The sequence below is a fragment of the Streptomyces sp. NPDC093984 genome, assembly GCF_044764595.1.
Classification (GTDB): domain Bacteria; phylum Actinomycetota; class Actinomycetes; order Streptomycetales; family Streptomycetaceae; genus Streptomyces; species Streptomyces cynarae.
On the sequence record NZ_JBIWIM010000001.1, the window covers coordinates 1161075 to 1181366 of the forward strand.

General features: G+C 73.3%; 16 protein-coding genes and 2 pseudogenes. 6 read left to right on the top strand and 12 right to left on the bottom strand.

Annotation, left to right across the window (positions count from 1 at the left end):
• Positions 1 to 197: 197 nt before the first annotated feature.
• From ACIRC0_RS05210 to ACIRC0_RS05240, 7 genes and pseudogenes are all read right to left on the bottom strand, one after another.
• Entirely contained in the window at positions 198 to 2525 is a 2328-nt protein-coding gene (locus ACIRC0_RS05210) for an SWIM zinc finger family protein (RefSeq protein ID WP_403611402.1), read from the bottom strand.
• The gene (locus ACIRC0_RS05215) at positions 2522 to 5344 is read right to left on the bottom strand and encodes a DEAD/DEAH box helicase (RefSeq protein ID WP_403612725.1); all 2823 of its coding nucleotides are present in this window, start codon (positions 5342 to 5344) and stop codon (positions 2522 to 2524) included. The genes ACIRC0_RS05210 and ACIRC0_RS05215 overlap by 4 nt, the downstream gene beginning before the upstream one ends.
• Before the next feature lie 183 nt (positions 5345 to 5527).
• Complete coding sequence (locus ACIRC0_RS05220) at positions 5528 to 6115, bottom strand: sugar kinase (protein ID WP_403611405.1); 588 nt, start codon at positions 6113 to 6115, stop codon at positions 5528 to 5530.
• Complete coding sequence (locus ACIRC0_RS05225) at positions 6112 to 7257, bottom strand: ROK family glucokinase (RefSeq protein ID WP_263232823.1); 1146 nt, start codon at positions 7255 to 7257, stop codon at positions 6112 to 6114. Before ACIRC0_RS05225 ends, ACIRC0_RS05220 begins: the two co-directional genes overlap by 4 nt.
• Positions 7254 to 7553, bottom strand: a pseudogene (locus ACIRC0_RS05230) (sugar ABC transporter ATP-binding protein); the annotation flags it as partial. The gene ACIRC0_RS05225 and the pseudogene ACIRC0_RS05230, both read right to left, overlap by 4 nt.
• Positions 7543 to 7860: pseudogene (locus ACIRC0_RS05235) on the bottom strand (ABC transporter permease); the annotation flags it as partial. The pseudogenes ACIRC0_RS05230 and ACIRC0_RS05235, both read right to left, overlap by 11 nt.
• 12 nt (positions 7861 to 7872) lie before the next feature.
• Positions 7873 to 8622 carry a GntR family transcriptional regulator gene (locus ACIRC0_RS05240; RefSeq protein ID WP_403612728.1) on the bottom strand — a complete coding sequence of 250 codons (750 nt, stop codon included), beginning with the start codon at positions 8620 to 8622 and terminating at the stop codon, positions 7873 to 7875.
• Between the two features lie 116 nt (positions 8623 to 8738).
• On the opposite strand from ACIRC0_RS05240, the gene ACIRC0_RS05245 reads away from it, so the two are divergent.
• From ACIRC0_RS05245 to ACIRC0_RS05255, 3 genes are all read left to right on the top strand, one after another.
• Positions 8739 to 9749, top strand: a complete 1011-nt coding sequence (locus ACIRC0_RS05245; RefSeq protein WP_403611409.1) for a Gfo/Idh/MocA family oxidoreductase — start codon at positions 8739 to 8741, stop codon at positions 9747 to 9749.
• Between the two features lie 335 nt (positions 9750 to 10084).
• Positions 10085 to 10942 (top strand): NAD-dependent epimerase/dehydratase family protein, encoded by an 858-nt coding sequence (locus ACIRC0_RS05250; protein ID WP_403611412.1) that lies wholly within the window; start codon positions 10085 to 10087, stop codon positions 10940 to 10942.
• 109 nt (positions 10943 to 11051) lie between these two features.
• Positions 11052 to 11939, top strand: coding sequence for a LysR family transcriptional regulator (locus ACIRC0_RS05255; protein WP_403611415.1), 888 nt, complete (start codon positions 11052 to 11054; stop codon positions 11937 to 11939).
• A gap of 167 nt (positions 11940 to 12106) precedes the next feature.
• Here the strand turns inward: ACIRC0_RS05255 and ACIRC0_RS05260 are convergent, their stop codons facing one another.
• From ACIRC0_RS05260 to allB, 4 genes are all read right to left on the bottom strand, one after another.
• Positions 12107 to 12502 carry a ribonuclease domain-containing protein gene (locus ACIRC0_RS05260; protein WP_403611418.1) on the bottom strand — a complete coding sequence of 132 codons (396 nt, stop codon included), beginning with the start codon at positions 12500 to 12502 and terminating at the stop codon, positions 12107 to 12109.
• A gap of 177 nt (positions 12503 to 12679) precedes the next feature.
• Positions 12680 to 13498, bottom strand: a complete 819-nt coding sequence (locus tag ACIRC0_RS05265; RefSeq protein WP_366028785.1) for an AIM24 family protein — start codon at positions 13496 to 13498, stop codon at positions 12680 to 12682.
• A gap of 246 nt (positions 13499 to 13744) precedes the next feature.
• Positions 13745 to 14860, bottom strand: a complete 1116-nt coding sequence (alc, locus tag ACIRC0_RS05270) for an allantoicase (protein WP_403611421.1) — start codon at positions 14858 to 14860, stop codon at positions 13745 to 13747.
• A gap of 60 nt (positions 14861 to 14920) precedes the next feature.
• On the bottom strand, positions 14921 to 16261 hold the full coding sequence (gene allB, locus ACIRC0_RS05275; RefSeq protein ID WP_403611424.1) for an allantoinase AllB: 1341 nt from the start codon (positions 16259 to 16261) through the stop codon (positions 14921 to 14923).
• A gap of 233 nt (positions 16262 to 16494) precedes the next feature.
• On the opposite strand from allB, the gene ACIRC0_RS05280 reads away from it, so the two are divergent.
• On the top strand, positions 16495 to 17298 hold the full coding sequence (locus ACIRC0_RS05280) for an IclR family transcriptional regulator (RefSeq protein ID WP_403611426.1): 804 nt from the start codon (positions 16495 to 16497) through the stop codon (positions 17296 to 17298).
• A gap of 52 nt (positions 17299 to 17350) precedes the next feature.
• Here ACIRC0_RS05280 and ACIRC0_RS05285 read toward each other — a convergent pair whose 3' ends face one another.
• Positions 17351 to 17695 (bottom strand): DUF5955 family protein, encoded by a 345-nt coding sequence (locus ACIRC0_RS05285; protein ID WP_403611429.1) that lies wholly within the window; start codon positions 17693 to 17695, stop codon positions 17351 to 17353.
• Between the two features lie 170 nt (positions 17696 to 17865).
• Between ACIRC0_RS05285 and ACIRC0_RS05290 the strand changes: the two genes are divergently transcribed.
• Both ACIRC0_RS05290 and aceB read left to right on the top strand, forming a co-directional pair.
• Positions 17866 to 18465 (top strand): NTP transferase domain-containing protein, encoded by a 600-nt coding sequence (locus tag ACIRC0_RS05290; protein ID WP_403611432.1) that lies wholly within the window; start codon positions 17866 to 17868, stop codon positions 18463 to 18465.
• A gap of 203 nt (positions 18466 to 18668) precedes the next feature.
• The gene (gene aceB, locus ACIRC0_RS05295; protein ID WP_403611435.1) at positions 18669 to 20291 is read left to right on the top strand and encodes a malate synthase A; all 1623 of its coding nucleotides are present in this window, start codon (positions 18669 to 18671) and stop codon (positions 20289 to 20291) included.
• Position 20292: the final 1 nt, after the last annotated feature.

Here is a 20292-nt window from a genome sequence, read left to right on the forward strand (position 1 = left end):
GTTGCAACACGTGGTCGTGTTGATCAGGCCGCGAGCAGTTTGTGCAGGCGCTCGGCTGGGGCTTCCCAGCCGAGCGTTTTGCGTGGGCAGCCGTTCAGCTCCAGCGGCGCGGCATCGAGGTGTTCGCGGGTGTGGGCTGCCTGGCCGGTGACGGTGCGGACGGTGGCGTAGGAAGTGCCGCCCTCGGCGGGGGTCAGTCAGCCCTGTCCCAGCGCCCCGAGTCCGGTCAGGGCGCCGACCGGGTCCGGGTCGGGGGTGCCCCGGGGCCACCAGTCGTCGCGGCCCGGTTCCGACTCGTACGCGTACCAGAGGCCGTCCTGGCCGAGACGGAGCTGGACATGGCCCTCGGGGTGGGTGAGGCGGTTGCGCCACGGGCGGAAGGCGGGCAGGTCCGCGGCCAGGAGCAGGGGGCGGGCGCGGTCGAAGCGGCCGGCCGGAGGGTCCCAGGGCTCCTCCAGTACGGCGAGGGCTTCCCTTCCGCCCTGCCGCCAGGCGGCGACCGCCCGCGCCAGGTCGGCCGGTGTCCGCCCGGTGGCGGCGGCCAGCGACGCGTACAGCGCCCGGCTTCCGGCGGTGAGGCCCGAGCCGGGGCGGGCGGCGGCGAGCCGTACCGCGTCCTGCCACAGGGTCAGTTCCGCGACCGGGTCGTGCCCGGTGGTCAGCAGGGCGTGCGCGCGGGCGGCGGCGTCCGTGGCGAGCTGGTCCAGCGCGAAGGAGTCGGGGCCGCCCGGGGCGTCCGGGTAGACCGGCGGCTGCTCGGGGTGGGCGGGCGGGGGCAGGGGTGCGGGGAGCGGCGGCCGGGTGCGGCGGGCCAGGGCGTCCCTGGCACGTATCCCGGGGGCGGGGGCGGGCTTGCGGTCCCGGTCGGCCCGGGCCGCGCGGGCCGCGTTGCGCCGCGACAGGGCGTCGAGCAGGTCGCGCTCGCCACGGCCGCGCAGCAGGAGCAGGACGAAGGGGTCGCGGTCGAGCAGGTGAGCGGTCTGGTAGCAGACGGCGGCCGCGTGCTTGCAGGGGTGGCCGAAGTCGGGGCAGCTGCAGTGGGGGTCGAGGTCGCCGGCGCCGGGGAGCAAACGGACCCCGCACTCGGCGAGGGACTGCGGCATCTGCTTGTCCAGCAGCGCGGCGATGTGCGCGGGCCGCTCGGCGGCGGCGTCCAGGAAGAGGTCCCACTCCTCGTCGGAGAACGTCCTGAGCCGCACCTGCACGCGGTACGGCCGGGGCCGGCTGCCTTGCACGTACGCCAGCACAAGCCCCGGGGTGACGGTGATGGCGTCCACGTTCCCCCGCCCCGCGTACGCTCTCCCCCGCGCCAGGCGTGCCGCGTCGAGGGCCCCTTCCTCCAGCGCGGACACCCAGGCGTTGCCCCACCACGTCTCGGCGAACCGGTCGCGGTCGCGCACCGGACGGGCGGGAAGCGCCGCGAAGGTGCGCCGCAGCTCGCCGTCACGGCCGGGGGCGGCCATGGACCGCGGGTAGCGGGGGGTGGCCGGGGGCGCGGCGGACGGCGTACCGCGGGGCCTGGCGGACGGTGCGGATGTACCCTGCCGCGGCCGTGTGGGCGGGCCCGGTGTCTCGTGCGGGGAGGGCGAGGGTGTCGCGCGCCGCTCGCCGGGCTCCTCGCGCGCGGCGGACGCGCTCCCGCTCCGTGGTGCCGCCGACGCCGGCAGTTCGAAGGCACCGGCGAGAAGCGCCCGTACGTCCCGGGCCGGGCGGCCGCCCGCCGCAGGTCGAGTGCTGCGGCGGCCCCGAGCACCCGTCGTCCTCGGTACGGCGACGGCTTCCCGGAGGGCGGGGGTCTCCTCGGTGCCGGACGGTTCGGCGGCGCCCTCCTGGGAGCGGGCCGGCCCCGGGCTGCCGGACCGGCGCGGTACCTCGACCGCCGTGGCGCGGCTCTCCGTGCGTTCCCGTTCCGCTTCCCTCCGTGCCGTCCGCAACGCCTCCCGTGCGATGTCACCGGGCCGCGTGGCGGGCGCGGTCTCCCGCACAGCGGCCGGGGGCGCGGTGGCCGGCAGCGCTGTGGTCCCCGGCGCTTCCGCCGTCTCTCCCTCCTTCGGCTCCTCCCCCGGCTCGTCCGCCCGCGGGGTGCTCCGGCGCTCCGCGTTCGCCCGCCGCAGTGCCGCGCGCGCCGCATCGCCCGGCCGGGGGGTCGCCGGCTTCGCCTCCGGCTCGGGGAGGGCGACGCCCGCTCGCCCGGCGGAAGGCTCGGCCCCCGAGGGAGGCTGGGCCCCGGCGGAAGGCTTGACCTCGGCGTAAGGCTCCACCCCAGCAGGGGGCTGGGCCCCAGCAGAACGCTCGACCCCGGCAGAACGCTCGACCCCGTCAGAAGGCTCGACCCCAGCAGAACGCTCGACCCCAGCGGGAGGCTCCACGCCTTCCGCCGCACTGTCGGGCCGCTCGCGCTCCCGAGCCGCTCGCAGTGCACGGCGGGCCGCATCGGCGGGGCGCGTCGCCTCGGCAGGGCGCGTCGCGTGGTCGCCGCTCGGCTTCCCGTCCGCCCAGGGGCGTTCCTCCCCCGCCCCGTTCATGCCGTCCTCCTCAGCGACACCAGGTCCGCCAGCTCGCGGTCCGTCAGTTCTGTGAGGGCCGACTCGCCCGAGCCCAGGATGGCGTCCGCCAGCGCGCGCTTGGCCTGAAGCATCTCCGCGATGCGGTCCTCGACCGTGCCCTCCGTGATCAGACGGTGGACCTGGACCGGCTGGGTCTGGCCGATGCGGTAGGCGCGGTCCGTGGCCTGTTCCTCCACCGCCGGGTTCCACCAGCGGTCGAAGTGGATGACATGGCCCGCGCGGGTGAGGTTCAGGCCGGTGCCCGCCGCCTTGAGGGAGAGCACCAGGACCGGGGTCGCGCCGCTCTGGAAGCGGTCCACCATCCGCTCGCGGTCGGGCACCGGCGTGCCTCCGTGCAGCAGGTCGACGGGCACCGCGCGGGAGGCCAGGTGCCTGGTGATCAGGCGGGCCATGCCCACGTACTGCGTGAAGACCAGCGCCGAGCCGTCCTCGGACAGCAGGGTGTCCACCAGCTCGTCCAGCAGGGCGAGTTTCCCGGACCGCGCGGTGAGGCCTCCGGCGGTCCCGGCGTCCTCCTTCAGATAGAGGGCCGGGTGGTCGCAGATCTGCTTGAGGGCGCTCAGGAGCTTGAGGACAAGGCCCCGCCGTGCGATGCCCTCCGCGGTCTCGATCGCCAGCATCGACTCCCGTACGACCGCCTCGTAGAGCGCGGCCTGCTCGCGGGTGAGCGGGACCGGGTGGTCCGTCTCGGTCTTCGGCGGGAGCTCGGGAACGATGCCCGGGTCGGACTTCTTGCGCCGCAGCAGGAAGGGGCGGACCAGGCGGGCCAGCCGCTCCACCGCCTGAGGGTCCTCACCGGTCTCCACCGCCCGCGCGTGCCGGGCGCGGAAGGACTTCAGGGGGCCGAGCAGACCGGGGGTCGTCCAGTCCAGCAGGGCCCACAGTTCGGAGAGGTTGTTCTCCACGGGGGTGCCGGTGAGGGCGACGCGGGCCGGGGACGGGATGGTCCGCAGTGCCTTCGCCGTCGCGGAGTAGGGGTTCTTGACGTGCTGTGCCTCGTCGGCGACGACCAGGCCCCAGGTCTGTTCGGCCAGCCGGGGGGCCGCCGTCCGCATCGTGCCGTAGGTGGTCAGCACGAATCCGCCGTCCACGTCGTCCAGGGTGCGCTCCGGGCCGTGGAAGCGGCGGACCGGGACTCCGGGCGCGAACCGGGTGATCTCCCGCTGCCAGTTGCCGAGCAGGGACGCGGGGCAGACCACCAGGGTGGGCTCGCGGCGCGCCCGGCGCAGATGCAGGGCGATGAGGGTGACCGTCTTGCCGAGCCCCATGTCGTCGGCGAGGCAGCCGCCGAGACCGAGGGAGGTCATGAGGTCCAGCCAGGCCAGGCCGCGCAGTTGGTAGTCCCGGAGCCGGGCGGCGAGGCCCGGGGGCGGATCGACCGGGCCGATGCCGGCCGTCAGCCGGTCCCGGAGTGCGGCCAGCGCGCCGACCGGCACCGCCTGAACCGTCTCGCCGTCGACTTCCGCGGTCCCGGTGAGGGCGACGGCGAGCGCGTCCACCGGGTCGAGCAGGCCCAACTCCCGCTTGCGGGCCTTGCGGACGAGCGCCGGGTCGACCAGCACCCACCGGTCGCGCAGCCGGACGACCGGGCGGTGGGCCTCCGCGAGGGCGTCCATCTCGGCCTCGCTGAGCGGATCGCCGCCGAGCGCCAACTGCCAGCGGAACCGCAGCAGTTCCTCGCTCTCCATGAAGCCGGTGCCGTCGGTCGCCGAGCCGGGCGCCGGCCGTACGACCGCCGTCGCGGTCAGGTCCTGTGCCAGGTCCCGGGGCCAGTGCACCGCGACGCCGGCCGCGCCCAGCCGGGTGGCGGCGACGCCCAGCAGGTCGCTCAACTCGTCCTCGGACAGCGCCAGGACGTCCGGCACCTCCTGTTCGGCGAGCCGGTCCAGCGGGGGCCAGACCCGGGCCGCTCGGCGGACCGCGAGGGCCGCGTCCACGCGCGCGCGGGGGCCGAAGGCCGCGTCCGCCTCACCGGCCCACAGTGCGGCGGCGTCCACGACCAGCGTCGGGTCGGCGAGGCTGTGCACCTGCACGATCGCCGCCCCGGCGCGGCCCGCTCCCTCGCCGCCGTCGAACAGGTCGTACGCCGACAGGTCCAGGCGCAGCGAGATCCGCACGCCCGCGTCCATGCCCGCGGCGACCTCGGCGGCCCACTCGTGCGCCTCGGGCAGCGGCTGCGGCTCCTGGGCGGCGAACGGCCTGCCCGCGGTGTGGGCGGCGGCCGGGGTCCGCGGCAGGGTGTCCGCGACCGCGTCCAGGAAGGACCGGACGAGGGCCTCCGGCTCGGGCAGCAGCAGGGGGCCCTTGCCGGGGAGCGGAACGGCATGGCCTTCGTACGGCAGGGCGGCGGCGATGGCCCTGAGGTGGGTGATGTCGTCCGGCTCCAGGGGTCCGGCCCGCCACGCGTCGTATCCGTCCGCGGTGAGCCCGGGCAGCAGCCGGCCGCGCGCGACGAGGCGCAGGGCGTGCAGGGCGGCCGCGCCCCAGCAGGCGGTCGCGGGGTGGGCGGCGGGGGCGCGGCGGGCTCGCGCGAGCACCGGCAGGGCCTCGGCGAGGGGCAGGGTCACGGCGGGCACGGTGCTTCTGCGTGCTCCGGATCCGTGCGGCCGGACGACCGTCAGGTCCTCGGTGCCGTTCGGCGGCAGCGGGCCGCCGGACGGGTCCCAGAAGGCCACCCGGCCCCGGCGGGGCAGCGGCGCCGGCAGGAAGACCGCGGCCAGGCTCTCCCATGCGGGCGCCCGCCCGGGCGCGGCCGCCTCGGCCACCTGCTCCGCCATACGTCCGGTCACCTCCCGCCGCTCATTCGTGTCAGTCGTCTTCGACTCTACGGGCGGGGTCTGACAATCGGCTCCGGCCGCCGGCCGGGCCCCGCGGGGGGCGGGCGGTCAGGGAGCCATCGGTCCGGGGCTCACCGGTCCGGGATTCACCGGTCCCGGGCTCACCGGTCCGGGACTCACCCGTCAGGGGACCGTCCGCGACACCACGTACACCGTCGCGTGCTGGGGCTGGGACGTGTTCACGACGACGTCCAGCGTGGGGGCGGGGTTCTTCTGCGCGCGGGTCAGGCCGTACCAGGGCCCCTGCCCCGTGAAGGACCAGCTGGCGACGTGCTGGTCGCGCGTGCCGATGGCGATGTCGTTCGCCTTCAGCGACGACCGGGTGGCCTTGAGGGTCCACAGGAACCGGTTCAGTCCGTCGTCGCTGGTGGTGAACTGCACGTACAACCGGCTGGACTTCCAGTTGTTCGTCTCGTACGACGCGACCTTCGTCGCGTCCCGCGGGATCCACACCTGGTAGAGGCGGCGCTGCACCCGCGAGGGCCAGCCGGGGACGAGGCCGGTCGCCGCGTACTTCGCCTCCTTGTCCTTGCCGCTGTTGCGGGACTGGTTGGCGGAGATGATCAGGTACCCGGCGGGCACGCCGATGAGCAGCACGATGATCAGCAGGGTCAGCGCCCGGCGGCGGATCGTACGCCGACGGTCCTCCGGCGGGCGCGGCGGCTCACCCGGGAGCGAGGACTGGCGCGGCAATGAGGCGGCGGCCGTCACAGCAGTCCCTTGGTGGTGCGGCGGGACTCCGCGTACCGCTCGTAGCGCTCGTACCGCTCCACCCGGCGCCGGTTGGCGCGCCGGAAGCGGCGGGCCACGAGCCGGGCGAGGTCCGCGGCGCCCACCATGCCGGCCTCGGGGCCGAGCTGGGCGCGGGCGATACGCGCCTCGGGGCGGTAGCCGCGGCCGGTGAGGTGGCGCTTGAAAGCGTCTCGGGCCGGGCCGATCAGCAGGTCGTCGGCCGCGCTGACGCCGCCGCCGATCACGAAGCAGGACGGGTCCAGGGCGGCCGCCAGGTTGGCGATGCCGACGCCGAGCCACTGGCCGATGTCCTGGAGCAGCTCGACGCACATGGCGTCGCCCTCGCGGGCCAATTCGGTGATCATCGGGCCGGTGATGTCGGAGATGTTGCCCTTGACGTGCTCGATGATCCCGTACGCCACCGGGGAGTCGGCGGCGGCCAGCTCCCGGGCCTCGCGGACCAGCGCGTTGCCGGAGCTGTACTGCTCCCAGCAGCCGCGGTTGCCGCACGGGCAACGGTGGCCGCCGGGCACGACCTGCATATGGCCGAACTCGCCCGCGACCCCGTACTTGCCGCGCTTGACCTGGCCGTCCTCCAGGATGGCGCCGCCGATGCCGGTGCCGAGAGTGATCATGACGAGGTGGTCCTCGCCGCGGCCGGCGCCGAAGCGCCACTCGGCCCAGGCGGCGGCGTTGGCGTCGTTGTCGACCAGGACGGGGACGGCGAGCCGCTCGGCGAGACGGTCGCGCAGGGGTTCGTTGCGCCAGGACAGGTGCGGGGCGAACAGGACGCGGTTGCGGTCCGCGTCCACCCAGCCGGCCGCGCCGATGCCGACGGCGTGCACGTCGTGCCGGTCGGAGAGGTCCAGGACGAGCTCGACGATGGTGTCCTCGACGACCTTGGGGCTCTTGGACTTGTCGGGCGTCTCGGTGCGGAGCTTCTCCAGGATGTTGCCGTCGGCGTCGACGACGCCGGCCATCACCTTCGTGCCGCCGATGTCGATGCCGACCGTGGGGACGCGCGGCGCCGACAGATGGGAACGGCGCTCGCGCGTGCCGACGGTCCGCAGGACGGTGGCCCGGGCGGAGCCGCGGTGGGTGAAGTCGCGGTAGGTGCTCACCGGCCCGATTCTGCCGCACGCGCGCGTTGGCCTGCACTGTGGGCCCCTCCGCCGCGCTGGGGGGCCTGGACCCCGTTCGGCAGGGGCGACCCCCAGGGGGCGCGTTCCAACTCGTGGCGCAGATCGTCCAGCTCATCACCGCGCGCCATCTGGCGTGTCAGCTCCTCCAGGGTGATCTCCTCACGGACGTGGTCGGCGGTCATCGTGCCGCGCTTGAGGAGGACGAACCGGTCGCCCACCAGGTGCGCGTGGTGGGTGTTGTGGGTGATGAACACAACACCAAGGCCCGCGTCCCGTCATGCCGAAGATGAACGCGCCGACCGTCGAGCCGGCCGCGGACCCGTGGCCGCCGGTGACCAGGCAGCCGCCGATGACGGCGGCGATGATGTAGAGCAGCTCGTTGCCGACGCCCTCCCCGGACTGCACGACGTCGTACGAGAACAGCAGGTGCTGCCCGGAGATCCAGGCGCCGAGCGCCACGCCCGTGTACAGGCCGGTCTTCGTCCTCGCGACCGGGACGCCGACCGCGCGGGCCGCCTCCTTGTCGCCGCCGACCGCGAAGACCCAGTTGCCGGCACGGGTGCGCAGCAGGATCCAACGGGCGCCCCCGGGGGCTCAGGAGCGTACGAGCAGCTGGAATTCGAACGAGTAGCGCGAGGCGCGGTAGGTGTGGGTGCCGAACTCCACGGCGCGGCCCGTGTCGTCGAACGTGGTGCGTTGCATGGTGAGCAGCGGGGCGCCCTCGGGCTCGCCGAGTCGTTCGCCCTCGCCCCGGCCGGCGACGCGGGCCCCGATGGACTGCCGGGCGCTGTGCAGGGTGATGCCGGCGGCGCGCATCAGCCGGTAGAGGCCGGTGGCCTCCAGCTGGTCGCTGTCGAGGTCGAGCAGGCCGGTCGGCAGGTAGTTGCACAGATACGCCATCGGCTCGCCGTGCGCGAGACGCAGCCGTTCGACCTGGTGCACCTCCATGCCCTCGGGGACGCCGAGCGCCGCGGCGACCTCGGCGGAGGCGGGCGCGAAGGTGTTGACGAGGACCCGGGTAGCGGGGCGCTGCCCGGCCGCCTCCAGGTCGTCGTAGAGGCTGCTCAGCTCCAGGCCGCGCTTGACCTGGCTGTGCACGACCTGGGTGCCGACGCCGCGGCGGCGCACGAGCAGTCCCTTGTCGACCAGGGACTGGATGGCCTGCCGGACCGTGGGGCGGGACAGGCCGAGCCGCCCGGCCAGTTCGATCTCGTTCCCCAGCAGGCTGCCCGGCGTCAGCTCGCCGTGCTCGATCGCGGCCTCCAGCTGCTGAGCCAGCTGGAAGTAGAGCGGCACCGGACTGCTCCGGTCGACGCTGAGCTGGAGCGGGACGGTGGGGTGCACATCTGGTTTCGGCACGGGGCGAGCGTAGCTCCGGTGCTTGTTGACGGGAAGTTGTGTAGTCCGGTTGTCCGGACAAAGCATTGACATAGTGGGGGGTACACCCCCACGTTGGACCCATGCGCATCGGACTGATCGGAGCGGGGCGTATAGGGACATACCACGCGGCTTCCCTCAGCCGTCACCATGAGGTGGGCTCGCTCATCGTCACGGACGTCGACACCGCGCGGGCCCGTCAGCTCGCGGACCGGCTGGGTGCGACGGCGGCGCCCGGCGTGGACGAGATCTTCACCTGGGGCGTGGACGCGGTGGTCATCACCGCGGCGACCGCGGCGCACGCCGAACTGATCGGCCGGGCGGCGCGCTCCGGGCTCCCCGTGTTCTGCGAGAAGCCGATCGCGGTGGACCTGGCGGGCACGCTGGCCGCGCTCGCCGAGGTCGACGCCGCCGGGACGGTGCTGCAGATGGGCTTCCAGCGGCGGTTCGACGCGGGCTACGCGGCGGCGCGGGAGGCCGTGCGCTCGGGTCGGCTCGGGCGGCTGCACACGGTCCGCGCGCTGACGGCCGACCAGGCACCGCCGCCGGCCGCGTATCTGCCGGTCTCCGGCGGCATCTTCCGGGACTGCCTCATCCACGACTTCGACATCCTGCGCTGGGTGACCGGCCGGGAGGTGACCGAGGTGTACGCGACCGGGTCCGACGCGGGCGGGGCGATGTACCGGGAGGCGGACGACGTCGACACGGCGGCGGTCGTGCTCACACTGGCGGACGGCATACTCGCCACGGCCACGGCGACACGTACGAACGGCGCCGGTTACGACGTGCGCATGGAGCTGGCGGGCGAGCTGGACACGATCGCCGTGGGCCTGGACGACCGTACGCCGATCACGTCCACGGAGCCCGCCGGTCCGCCGGCCGCGGACAAGCCGTGGACGGGGTTCCTTGAGCGGTTCGCGCCCGCGTACGAGGCCGAGGTCGCGGCGTTCGTCGAGGTGGTGCGCGGCGAGCGCGCCAACCCCTGCGACGGCGGCGAGGCACTGCAGGCCCTGCGCATCGCGGAGGCCTGCGAACTCTCCCGCAGGGAGCGCCGCCCGGTGAATCTCGGGGAGATCCCGGGCGCCCGCCACTGACCGGCGGCCGGATCAGGTCCCGTCCACGGGCGGTGGCGCGCCGGGTGCCGGGCCCGGGTGCCGTGTCCGGGTCCGGATCCGGGTCCGGGTCCGGGTCCGGGTCCGGGTCCGGCAGTGTGCACCCTCAACCAGCGGTTGACGGCGGGCGAAGAGGCCGGGCGTCGGCCCGACACGCCTCACTGCGTCGACCGCAGCCCGGTTCAGGGTGTAGCCCTGCGGGCTCTGACTGCACTGATACCCGCAGGGCATCACAGCCGACCGAACAGGTCTTGGACGCCTTCCGCGGGTCCGACGCACGCTGAATGCGACGTTCTGGACGAGCGAAAGGCAAGGCGATGAAGGTTTTCCTCACCGGTGGTTCCGGTTACATAGGCAAGGCGACGATCACCGCGCTGATCCGGCACGGACACGCCGTCGAGGCACTGGCCCGCAGCGAACGCTCCGCGGACACGGTCCGCGCACTGGGTGCCGTCCCGGTGATCGGCGGGCTGGACGACCTCGAAGTGCTCAACGCCGCCGCGGCCCGGGCCGAGGCCGTCGTGCACCTGGCCCAGGCGGACAGCGGCGAGGCCGATCTGGCCGCAGCCGACGCCATGCAGGACGGCATCGGCACGGGGACGTACGTGCACACGGGCGGTACCTGGGTCTACGGCGACACCGACGGGGTGGCCGACGAAACCGCGCCCTGGAACCCGCCCGCCCTGGTCGCCTGGCGGCGCCCCGTGGAGGAGGCCGTCCTCCAGCGGGCGGCGCGCGGCGGACGGCCCGTGGTCGTCCAGCCCGGGCTGCTCTACGGCGGAGAGAACCGGCTGATCGACATGTTCTTCACCGCACCCGGCAAGCAGGCGGGCGCCGTCCCCTACATCGGCGACGGCGCCAACCACTGGGCGCTGGTCCACGTCGACGACATCGCGGAGCTCTACGTCGCCGCCCTGAAGGCGAAGGCCGGTTCCGTCTACGTCGGCGTGGGCGGAGTGAATCCCACGGCCAAGGACGTGGCGCTGGCCATCAGCAGGTCGGCCGGCATCGACGGGAAGACGGAGTCGATCTCCCTGGAGCAGGCGCGGGAGCAGATGGGCCCCGTCGCGGACGCCTTCGCCCTCGACCAGCAGCTCACCCCCTCCCGCGCTCGCACGGAGCTGGGGTGGACGCCCGGCCACACCGACCCGCTGGCGGTCCTTGCCCGCGGCTGACAACCCGCGGTCGCCCCTCAGGGCCGGGTCGGCGTGCCCTCCTCTCGGCGGCGCGGCCGGCACGGTCGGAGGTAGATTCATCTGAAACGGAGACGGGCGGTGCGGACCTGTGGACGTCGACCTGCGAAAGCTCAGGTACTTCGTGGCGGTGGCCGAGGAACTCCACTTCGGCCGCGCCGCCGAACGCCTGCACATCGCCCAGCCCGTTCTGTCCCGGCAGATCCGCGCCCTCGAGGAAGAACTGCGGGCAGAGCTGTTCGTCCGTGACCGCCGCGGCACCATGCTCACCCCGGCGGGCGAGCAGTTGCGGGAGGACGCACCCCCGCTCCTCGCCGCGTCCGAGGCACTGCTCCGGCGGGTCACCTCCGCGGCCAAGGGCACGCCCACCTTCACGATCGGCTTCATGCCCGGCATCACCGTGACGTCCGCGGTGCGCGCCCTGACCTCGCGCCGCCCGGGGCTCAACGTGCGGCTGCTGCGCACGAGCTGGGTCGACCAGGTGGAAGTGCTGCACGACGGCCGGGCGGACGTGAGCATCGTCCGTCTGCCCATCGACCAACAAGGTCTCCAGGTGGTGCCGTTGTTCCAGGAGCCCCGGGTCGTCGTCCTGCCCCTGGACCACCCCCTGGCCGGCAAGCAGTCGGTGGCCATCGCGGACCTGGCCGCCGATCACCTGCTGCAGGACCCGGACGCCGTGCCGGAGTGGCGCGACGTGGCCCTCGAGATGCGCGAGCGGGACCGGCCCGAGGTGCCCCGGATCCATCAGGTCGAGGAGAAGCTGGAGCTCGTGGCCTCCGGAGCCGGAGTCTGTGTGATCCCGCTGTCCACGGCCAACTTTTACACGCGCCCCGACGTCGTTCCCGTACCGGTCGAGGACATCGGGCCGAATCACGTGTGCCTGGCGTGGATGGCCACCCGGAGTTCCCCACTCATCCGCGAGTTCGCCGAGGCGGCTTCGACCATCGCGCCTCCCCGGTCCGACGCGATGCCGCGATGACCGTGCGGCGCTCACGCCGTCACCGGGCGATCCTCCCGGAGGCCTGACCCCCGGGCGCCGTGCGCCCTACGACCCCGCTCGTCCTGGCGGCCCTCTAGTCGGCCGCGCCGGAGAGCCGGGGTCCGGCCGAGTGCGGACCGGACCCCCGGCTCGGTGTGTCCGCTCGGTCAGCAGCCGAAGTCGATCAGGTCGAACGTCGCGTAGTGGTCCGAGGTGTAGTAGTCCTCCTGGTACTCCTCGCCAGTGACGATACGGCGGGCGCCACGCGTGGAGGAGCCGGGGGTGATGACGGTGTACTCGTGGTAGTAGCCGTAGGACTGGCCGGGGAGTACGCCTTCGCGGTTGGAGAAGACGGTGCCGTCCTGCGAGTACGGGAAGGGGCCGCCCTGGTCGATCAGGTCGAGGGTGTCGTAGGCCTGGGACGGCAGGTCGCTGTAGCAGATGCTGCCGACCGAGGTGGCGGCGGCGTCCGCCGTGGTGGCGGAGACGGTGCCGCCCATGAGGAGGGCGGACAGGAGCGCGGCTGCGGCGCCGATCCGGGTGGCGCGTGTGGGGGTTCTCATGGCGGCATGATGACGCGCGTAGACCATGGCATGTCAATGACAATCAGCGAGATTTTCACGTCAAGTGCCATCTGTTTTCGGCGAGTTAACCTGCCGCGTGCCGCCCCGGGTCACCCGGGGCGGCGGGCGGTCGTGGACGCGGCGGTCAGCCGCCCGCCGGGAGCTGGGTGGCCGGGCTCACCCCGCGTGGGTCGAGAACAGTCCGCCGGTCGGCCCCTGCTTGTCGCCTCCCTGCGCCTTCTTCAACGCGTTGGCGAGGCTCTCGATGGTCAGGGACTGCAGGATGACGCGGCCGTTGCCCTCCAGGGTGGCCAGGGACAGGCCCTCGCCGCCGAAGACCATGTTCATGATCCCCTGGCGGTTGAGGCCGCCGACGCGCTGGACGCCGTACTGGATGCCCTCCTCGAAGGCCACGACGCACCCGGTGTCCACCTCGATGCGGCCGCCGAAGTCGGCGGGGTTGAGGTCGATGAAGTTGCCCGCGCCGGCGATGATCACGGTGCCGTGTCCGGTGAACTTCTCCAGGATGAAGCCCTCGCCGCCGCTCATGCCGGTGCGGCCGCCGGCGAAGGCGATGCCGAAGTCGACGGTCGACTCGGCGGCCACGAATGCGTCCTTCTCCGCGAACCACGCGCGTGTGCCGTCGAGCTCCAGCGCCCGCATCTCGCCGGGCAGCACGCCCGCGAAGCCGACGGTGCCCTCGCCGCCCTGCGCGGTGAAGTACTGGAACGCCAGCGACTCGCCCGCGAGCGCGCGCTGGCCTACTTGCATGGCGGTGCCCATGGCCTGGCGCAGGAGGCCACCCATACCGCCGCCACCGGCTCCGCCCTGGGGCCGGCCTCCGTCGTTCGACGGGCCGGACAGGCGGGTCTCCATGGTGACGTTCGTGGTCTTGAAGAGGAACTTGCCCGCCTCGCAGTACACGGTCTGGCCCGGGTGCAGGTTGACGACCGCCATCTGCATGGCGTTGCCGACGATTTCTTGCTGAAGAGTCACGCGGGGAGAACGCGACGGACGGGGCGAAGAGTTCCGGCCGCCCGAGGACGGTCCCCCTTCGCCGCCGGCCTGCCGACCCTCCGGCCGGGGTCGTACAGGTGCGCGCGGCGTGAGGCGCCGCCGGGGTCGTACAGGTGCGCGCGGCGTGAGAGGCGGGCGCGCCACCGGTGCCGTCGGCCCGGCCGCGCCCCAGGCGCCCCGCCGGCCCCCGTCGGACCGATGCACCTCACGCGCGCGCGGCGTGTGTCAGCCGCCCAGCTCCTGGTGGCGCGCGGCCAGCCGGTTCGCCCCGTCCTGTGTCAGGGAGCCGTGCAGGCGCAGGCGGGAGATGCCGCCGTCCGGGTAGATGTCCACGCGCGCGTGCGTGCCGATCGCCGGGGCCGGGAGGGCGAAGCGGTGGTTGGTGTCGGGCTGGAGGCCGGTGCGCGGGAGGATCTCGCGCCAGTCGCCGTCCTCACCGTCCTTGACCGAGACCGACGCCCAGCCCGCCGCGTTGCCCTTCAGGTAGGCCGTGTCGATCTCGATCGCCCGGATCTGCGCCTGCGCCGCCAGCCGGTAGCGGATCCAGTCGTGACCCCGGTCGCGACGGCGCCGCGTCTCCCAGCCGTCGTCCATCTTCCGGGAGCGGCCCGGCTGGATGGTGTTGGTGGCGGGCGAGTAGAAGAGGTCGGAGGCGTCCTCCACCCGGCCCCCGTTCTCCAGGGCCACGACGTCGAAGGTGCCGAGCACCTCCAGCCACGCCGGGTCCGGCACCACCTCGCCGTGGACGCGCAGGCGTGCGATGCCCCCGTCGGGGTGCTGGTTGAGCCTCAGGTGGGTGAAGCGCTGCTCCACCTCCACCTCGAAGCCGTTGGCCGCGTGGCCGCCGACCGGGGTGCGCGGCACCAGCGTCGTCCACTTCACGTCGTCCCCGAGCAGTTCCTCCGGTGACGGGGAGCCGGCGACCGACGTGCCCTCGACGGAGACCGCCTGCGGGTAGTTGCCCCGGAAGTGGGCCGTGTCGACCACGATGCCCCGTACGACGCCGGGTGCGCCGAGGCGTACCAGCGCCCAGTCGTGGTCGTCCTGTGCGGGCCACGGGTGCCCGGCCGAGGCGCCCCGGCGGCGGCGCGTCTCCCAGCCGTCCATGACCTTGCCCTTGTGCCCGAAGTGCTCGGGGTCGAACTCGGCGCGCCCGGGCACCAGAAGGTTCTCGCGCTCGGCGAAGAACTCGTCGTTCGCGGCGACGACCCCGGCCCCGAGCCGGCGGTCGGCGAGGTCGGCGTACCGGGTGAAGGGGAAGTCGGCGGTGCGGTAGTCCGCGTAGGGGTCGCCGCCCCGGTAGGGGCTGGCGTCGCCCGTGAAACTCGGAATCGCCGTCACGGTGATCAGTTCTTCCTTTCGGTGTCGCCCGCTGCGGGCGCGGGAGCCGATGCGGGCGGTTCAGTCGGTCCTGCCGAGCAGGCGTCCCTTCGGTCCGGTGAACTCGCCGTTCGCCACGATGCGTTCGCCGCGCAGCCAGGTGGACCTGACGACACCGTGCAGGGTCCTGCCCGCGTACGCGGTGACCCGGTTGCGGTGCTGGAGGGCCGCCGGGTCCACGGTGAAGGTCTCCTCGGGCGCGAGCACGGCGAAGTCCGCGTCGTAGCCCGCCGCGATGGCGCCCTTGCGGCCCTGGAGCCCCACGAGCCGGGCCGTGCGCTCGGACATCCAGCGGACCACGTCCTGCAGGCCGTGCCCCCGCCTGCGCGCCTCGGTCCACACCGCGGCCAGGCTCAGTTGCAGGCCCGAGATGCCGCCCCAGGCGGTGGCGAAGTCGTCGGTCTTCAGGTCGGCGGTCGACGGGGAGTGGTCGGTGACGACGCAGTCGATCGTGCCGTCGGCCAGCGCCTGCCACAGCAGATCCTGGTTGGCGGCCTCGCGGATGGGCGGGCAGCACTTGAACTCGCTGGCCCCGTCGGGCACTTCCTCGGCGGTCAGGGTGAGGTAGTGCGGGCAGGTCTCCACCGTGATCCGTACGCCCTCCGCCTTGGCGGCGGCGATCAGCGGCAGCGCGTCGCTGGAGGAGAGGTGCAGCACGTGCACGCGCGCGTTGAACCGTTTGGCCTGCTCGATGAGGTGCGCAATGGCCGTGTCCTCCGCGTGCCGGGGCCGGGAGGCGAGGAAGTCCGCGTACCGGGGACCGCCCTGCTGCGGGGCGGCGGCGAGGTGGCGCGGGTCCTCCGCGTGGACGATCAGCAGCCCGTCGAACCCGGCGATCTCGGCCAGGGAGCGGGCCAGTTGCTCCTGGTCGAGGTGCGGGAACTCGTCCACGCCCGACGGTGACAGGAACGCCTTGAAGCCGAAGACGCCCGCGTCGTGCAGCGGCCTGAGGTCCTTGACGTTGTCGGGCAGCGCGCCGCCCCAGAAGCCGACGTCGATGTGGGCCTTGCCGGCCGCGACCTCCTGCTTGGTGCGGAGGTGGGCGACCGTCGTGGTCGGGGGCACCGAGTTGAGCGGCATGTCGATCAACGTGGTGATGCCGCCCGCCGCCGCCGCGCGGGTGGCGGTCCAGAATCCCTCCCACTCGGTGCGGCCCGGGTCGTTGACGTGCACGTGCGTGTCGACGAGGCCGGGCAGGAGGACGTCGTCGCCCAGGTCCTCCAGGCGGGCCCCGGCCGGTACGGCGGCGTCGTACGGCAGGACGGCCGTGATCGTGCCCCCGGCGACCGCGACCGACGCGGCGCGCGTGCCTTCGGGGGTGATCACGCGCGTGGAGCGCAGCACCAGTTCAGCGTCGGACACCCGGGCCCCTTTCTGCCGCCGTCCCGCTTCCGGTCGACTTCCGGATGACGGGATTTACATCCGCGTAACGGAATTCAACTTTCTGTTGAAGGAGTCTTCCCTCCCGCCCCCGTGCCGTCAAGGGCACAATTCCTCCTGGCACCCTCGATGCACCGGCTCCGACGGACCCTGGACGTTTCCGTGTAGCGGAATTAGAATTCCGAAACGCAGAACACAGTCGAAAGGAACGCGCCGTGCCGCCGTCGACGTCCAGCGCCAGCGACGCCCCCGCCAAGTCCGCCGCGAGCGGTGGTGTCCAGTCCCTCGAGCGCGCCTTCGACCTGCTGGAGCGGATGGCGGACGCGGGCGGCGAGGTCGGCCTGAGCGAGCTGTCCGCGAGCAGCGGTCTGCCACTGCCCACCATCCACCGCCTGATGCGCACCCTGGTGGCCTGCGGGTACGTACGCCAGCAGCCCAACCGCCGCTATGCGCTCGGCCCCCGGCTGATCCGGCTCGGCGAGTCGGCGTCCCGGCTGCTGGGCACCTGGGCCCGGCCGCATCTGGCGCGCCTGGTGGAGGAGACCGGCGAGACGGCGAACATGGCGCTGCTCGACGGGGACGAGATCGTGTACGTGGCGCAGGTGCCCTCCAAGCACTCGATGCGGATGTTCACCGAGGTGGGCCGGAGGGTGCTGCCGCACTCCACCGGCGTGGGCAAGGCTCTGCTGGCGAGCACGCCGGACGACGAGGTGCGCGCCCTGCTCGCCCGTACGGGCATGCCGGCCGCGACCGAGAAGACGATCACCACGCCGGACGCTTTCCTCGCCGCACTTCAGGAGGTGCGCCGGCTCGGGTACGCGGTCGACGACAACGAGCAGGAGATAGGGGTCCGGTGCCTCGCGGTGTCCGTGCCCGACTCCCCCACGGCCGCCGCGATCTCCATCTCGGGCCCGGCGGGGCGCGTCACCGAGGCCGCGACGGAACGGATCGTGCCGGTGCTCCAGCAGGTGGCGGCGGAACTGTCCCGGACCCTGGCGGCCTCGGGCGGCCCGGCCTGAGGCGACCGGCATCACCGACAGCCCTCGGCGGACCCGGCCCTGAGGCCACTCCCTAGGCCCTGCCGTCGAATTCCCGCCTGCCGCGCGGCGGCTCCCCGAACAGTTCGACCGCCTTGCAGACCTCCGTCAAGCCCCTGGTCAGGGCGCTGACCGAGCCGATCGCTCCCGCGATCAGCAGCAGGGAGCGGCGCAGGCGGGGAATCTCGGGAACGCCACCCGCGGCCATCGCGGCGAGGGCGGCCAGTTCGTCCTCGGCTATCGCCCGGTCGGGGAACTCCGCCGGATGTGCGGCGAGTTCACGGCGCAGCCGGGACACGGCGGTGCGCAGTTCCGCCACTCTCGGATCCTCTTCGCTGCCGGTCACTGGCCTCTGCCCCAAGCTCCGCACCACAGCCATCCCCCTTGAAACGCCGTTGCGCTCGTACGCCCCCCGTTGCCCCCGGGCGTGGTCGGGCGCCGGGGACGCGGGCCAGTAAACGCCACCGGGCGTGTCGGGCGCCACCGTGTGGACGGAAATTCAGCCCCTGGAAACCGTGCGGTCGGCACCGGGTCAGGTAAGCAGGACGTATGACGGACAACGAAGGGCGGATCGCCGGGCTGCTGCTCGCGGCAGGCGGGGGGCGGCGGCTCGGCGGGCAGCCCAAGGCGCTGCTCGAACACCGGGGGCGCCCGCTGGTGGAGCACGCGGCGGGAGTGCTGCGCGCGGCCGGGTGCGGCCGCGTCCACGTGGTGCTGGGAGCGGGGGCCACCACCGTGCGGGAGCGTGCCGACCTCGCCGGCTGCGTGCCGGTGGACAACCCGGACTGGGAGGACGGCATGGGCTCCTCACTGCGGGCCGGGCTCGCCTCGCTCGCCGGGACGGGCGCGCGGGCGGCCCTGGTCCTGCTCGTCGACCAGCCCGGCATCGGTCCGGAGGCGGTGGCCCGGGTGCTCTCCGCCTTCCGGGACGAGGAGTCGCTTGCCTCGGCCGCGTACGAGGGGGTACGGGGGCACCCGGTCCTGCTCGGCTCGGCCCACTGGGCCGGTGTCGCCCGGACCGCGACCGGCGACCGCGGGGCACGCGCCTATCTGAGGGCGCACGACGACGCCATCACGCTCGTCGAGTGCGGGGACGTTGCACAGGCGTACGACATCGACACGGCGGCGGACCTGGCCCACCTCGAGTGAGCGGAGTGGCACGGTGCGCCACCTTGCCTCGACCCGGAGAATCTCGACATCAACAAACCATTGAACTTCCACCATGAGGAAACTAGTATCCACTGATCAGAAGCGCTCGACCGCTCCCCAGGCGCCGCCGACCGCGTACGGGGCCCCTGGCACGCGGTGCCGCGACGCCCTCATGCCAGCTCGCCGAAGGAAGTGACAGCCTCATGTCCGCACCAGCGCCGTCCCCGGCGGCCATCGTCGACGCCGAGCCCCTGCCCCGGCAGGAGGAGGTCCTCACCGACGCGGCGCTCGCCTTCGTGGCCGAGCTGCACCGGCGGTTCACGCCGCGCCGCGACGAGCTGCTGGCCCGCCGCGCGGAGCGCCGCGCCGAGATCGCCCGCACCTGCACGCTGGACTTCCTGCCCGAGACCGCCGCGATCCGCGCGGACGACACCTGGCGGGTGGCGCCCGCGCCCGCAGCCCTCGACGACCGCCGGGTCGAGATCACCGGTCCCACCGACCGCAAGATGACCATCAACGCCCTCAACTCGGGCGCCAAGGTGTGGCTCGCGGACTTCGAGGACGCCTCTGCGCCCACCTGGGAGAACGTGGTCCTCGGCCAGCTCAACCTGATCGACGCCTACACCCGCAGCATCGACTTCACCGACCCGGCGACCGGCAAGTCCTACGCCCTGCGCCCGAACGAGGAGCTGGCGACGGTCGTCATGCGCCCGCGCGGCTGGCACCTGAACGAGCGTCACCTCCAGGTCGGCGGAGAGCAGGTCCCGGGCGCACTCGTCGACTTCGGCCTGTACTTCTTCCACAACGCCCAGCGGCTGCTCGACCTCGGCAAGGGCCCGTACTTCTACCTCCCGAAGACCGAGTCGCACCTGGAGGCCCGCCTCTGGAACGACGTCTTCGTCTTCGCCCAGGACCACGTCGGCATCCCGCAGGGCACCATCCGCGCCACGGTCCTGATCGAGACGATCACGGCGGCGTACGAGATGGAGGAGATCCTCTACGAACTCCGCGACCACGCCTCCGGGTTGAACGCGGGCCGCTGGGACTACCTGTTCTCCATCGTGAAGAACTTCCGTGACGGCGGTGCGAAGTTCGTCCTGCCGGACCGCAACGCGGTCACGATGACGGCCCCGTTCATGCGCGCGTACACCGAACTCCTCGTCCGCACCTGCCACAAGCGCGGCGCGCACGCCATCGGCGGCATGGCCGCGTTCATCCCCTCCCGCAGGGACCCCGAGGTCAACAAGGTCGCCTTCGAGAAGGTCCGCGCCGACAAGGACCGCGAGGCGAACGACGGCTTCGACGGCTCCTGGGTCGCCCACCCCGACCTGGTCCCGATCGCGATGGAGTCCTTCGACAAGGTCCTCGGCGACAAGCCGAACCAGAAGGACCGGCTGCGCGAGGACGTCGACGTCAAGGCGGCCGACCTCATCGCCATCGACTCCCTCGACGCGAAGCCGACGTACGCGGGCCTGGTCAACGCCGTCCAGGTCGGCATCCGGTACATCGAGGCATGGCTGCGCGGCCTCGGCGCGGTCGCCATCTTCAACCTGATGGAGGACGCGGCCACCGCGGAGATCTCCCGCTCCCAGATCTGGCAGTGGATCAACGCCGGGGTCGTCCTCGACAACGGCGAGCGGGTCACCGCCGAGCTCGCCCGCGAGGTCGCCGCGCAGGAACTCCGGAACATCAAGGCGGAGCTCGGCGAGGAGGCCTTCACGGCCGGCAAGTGGCAGCAGGCCCACGACCTGCTGCTGAAGGTCGCGCTGGACGAGGACTACGCGGACTTCCTGACGCTTCCGGCCTACGAGCAGCTCCAGGGCTGAG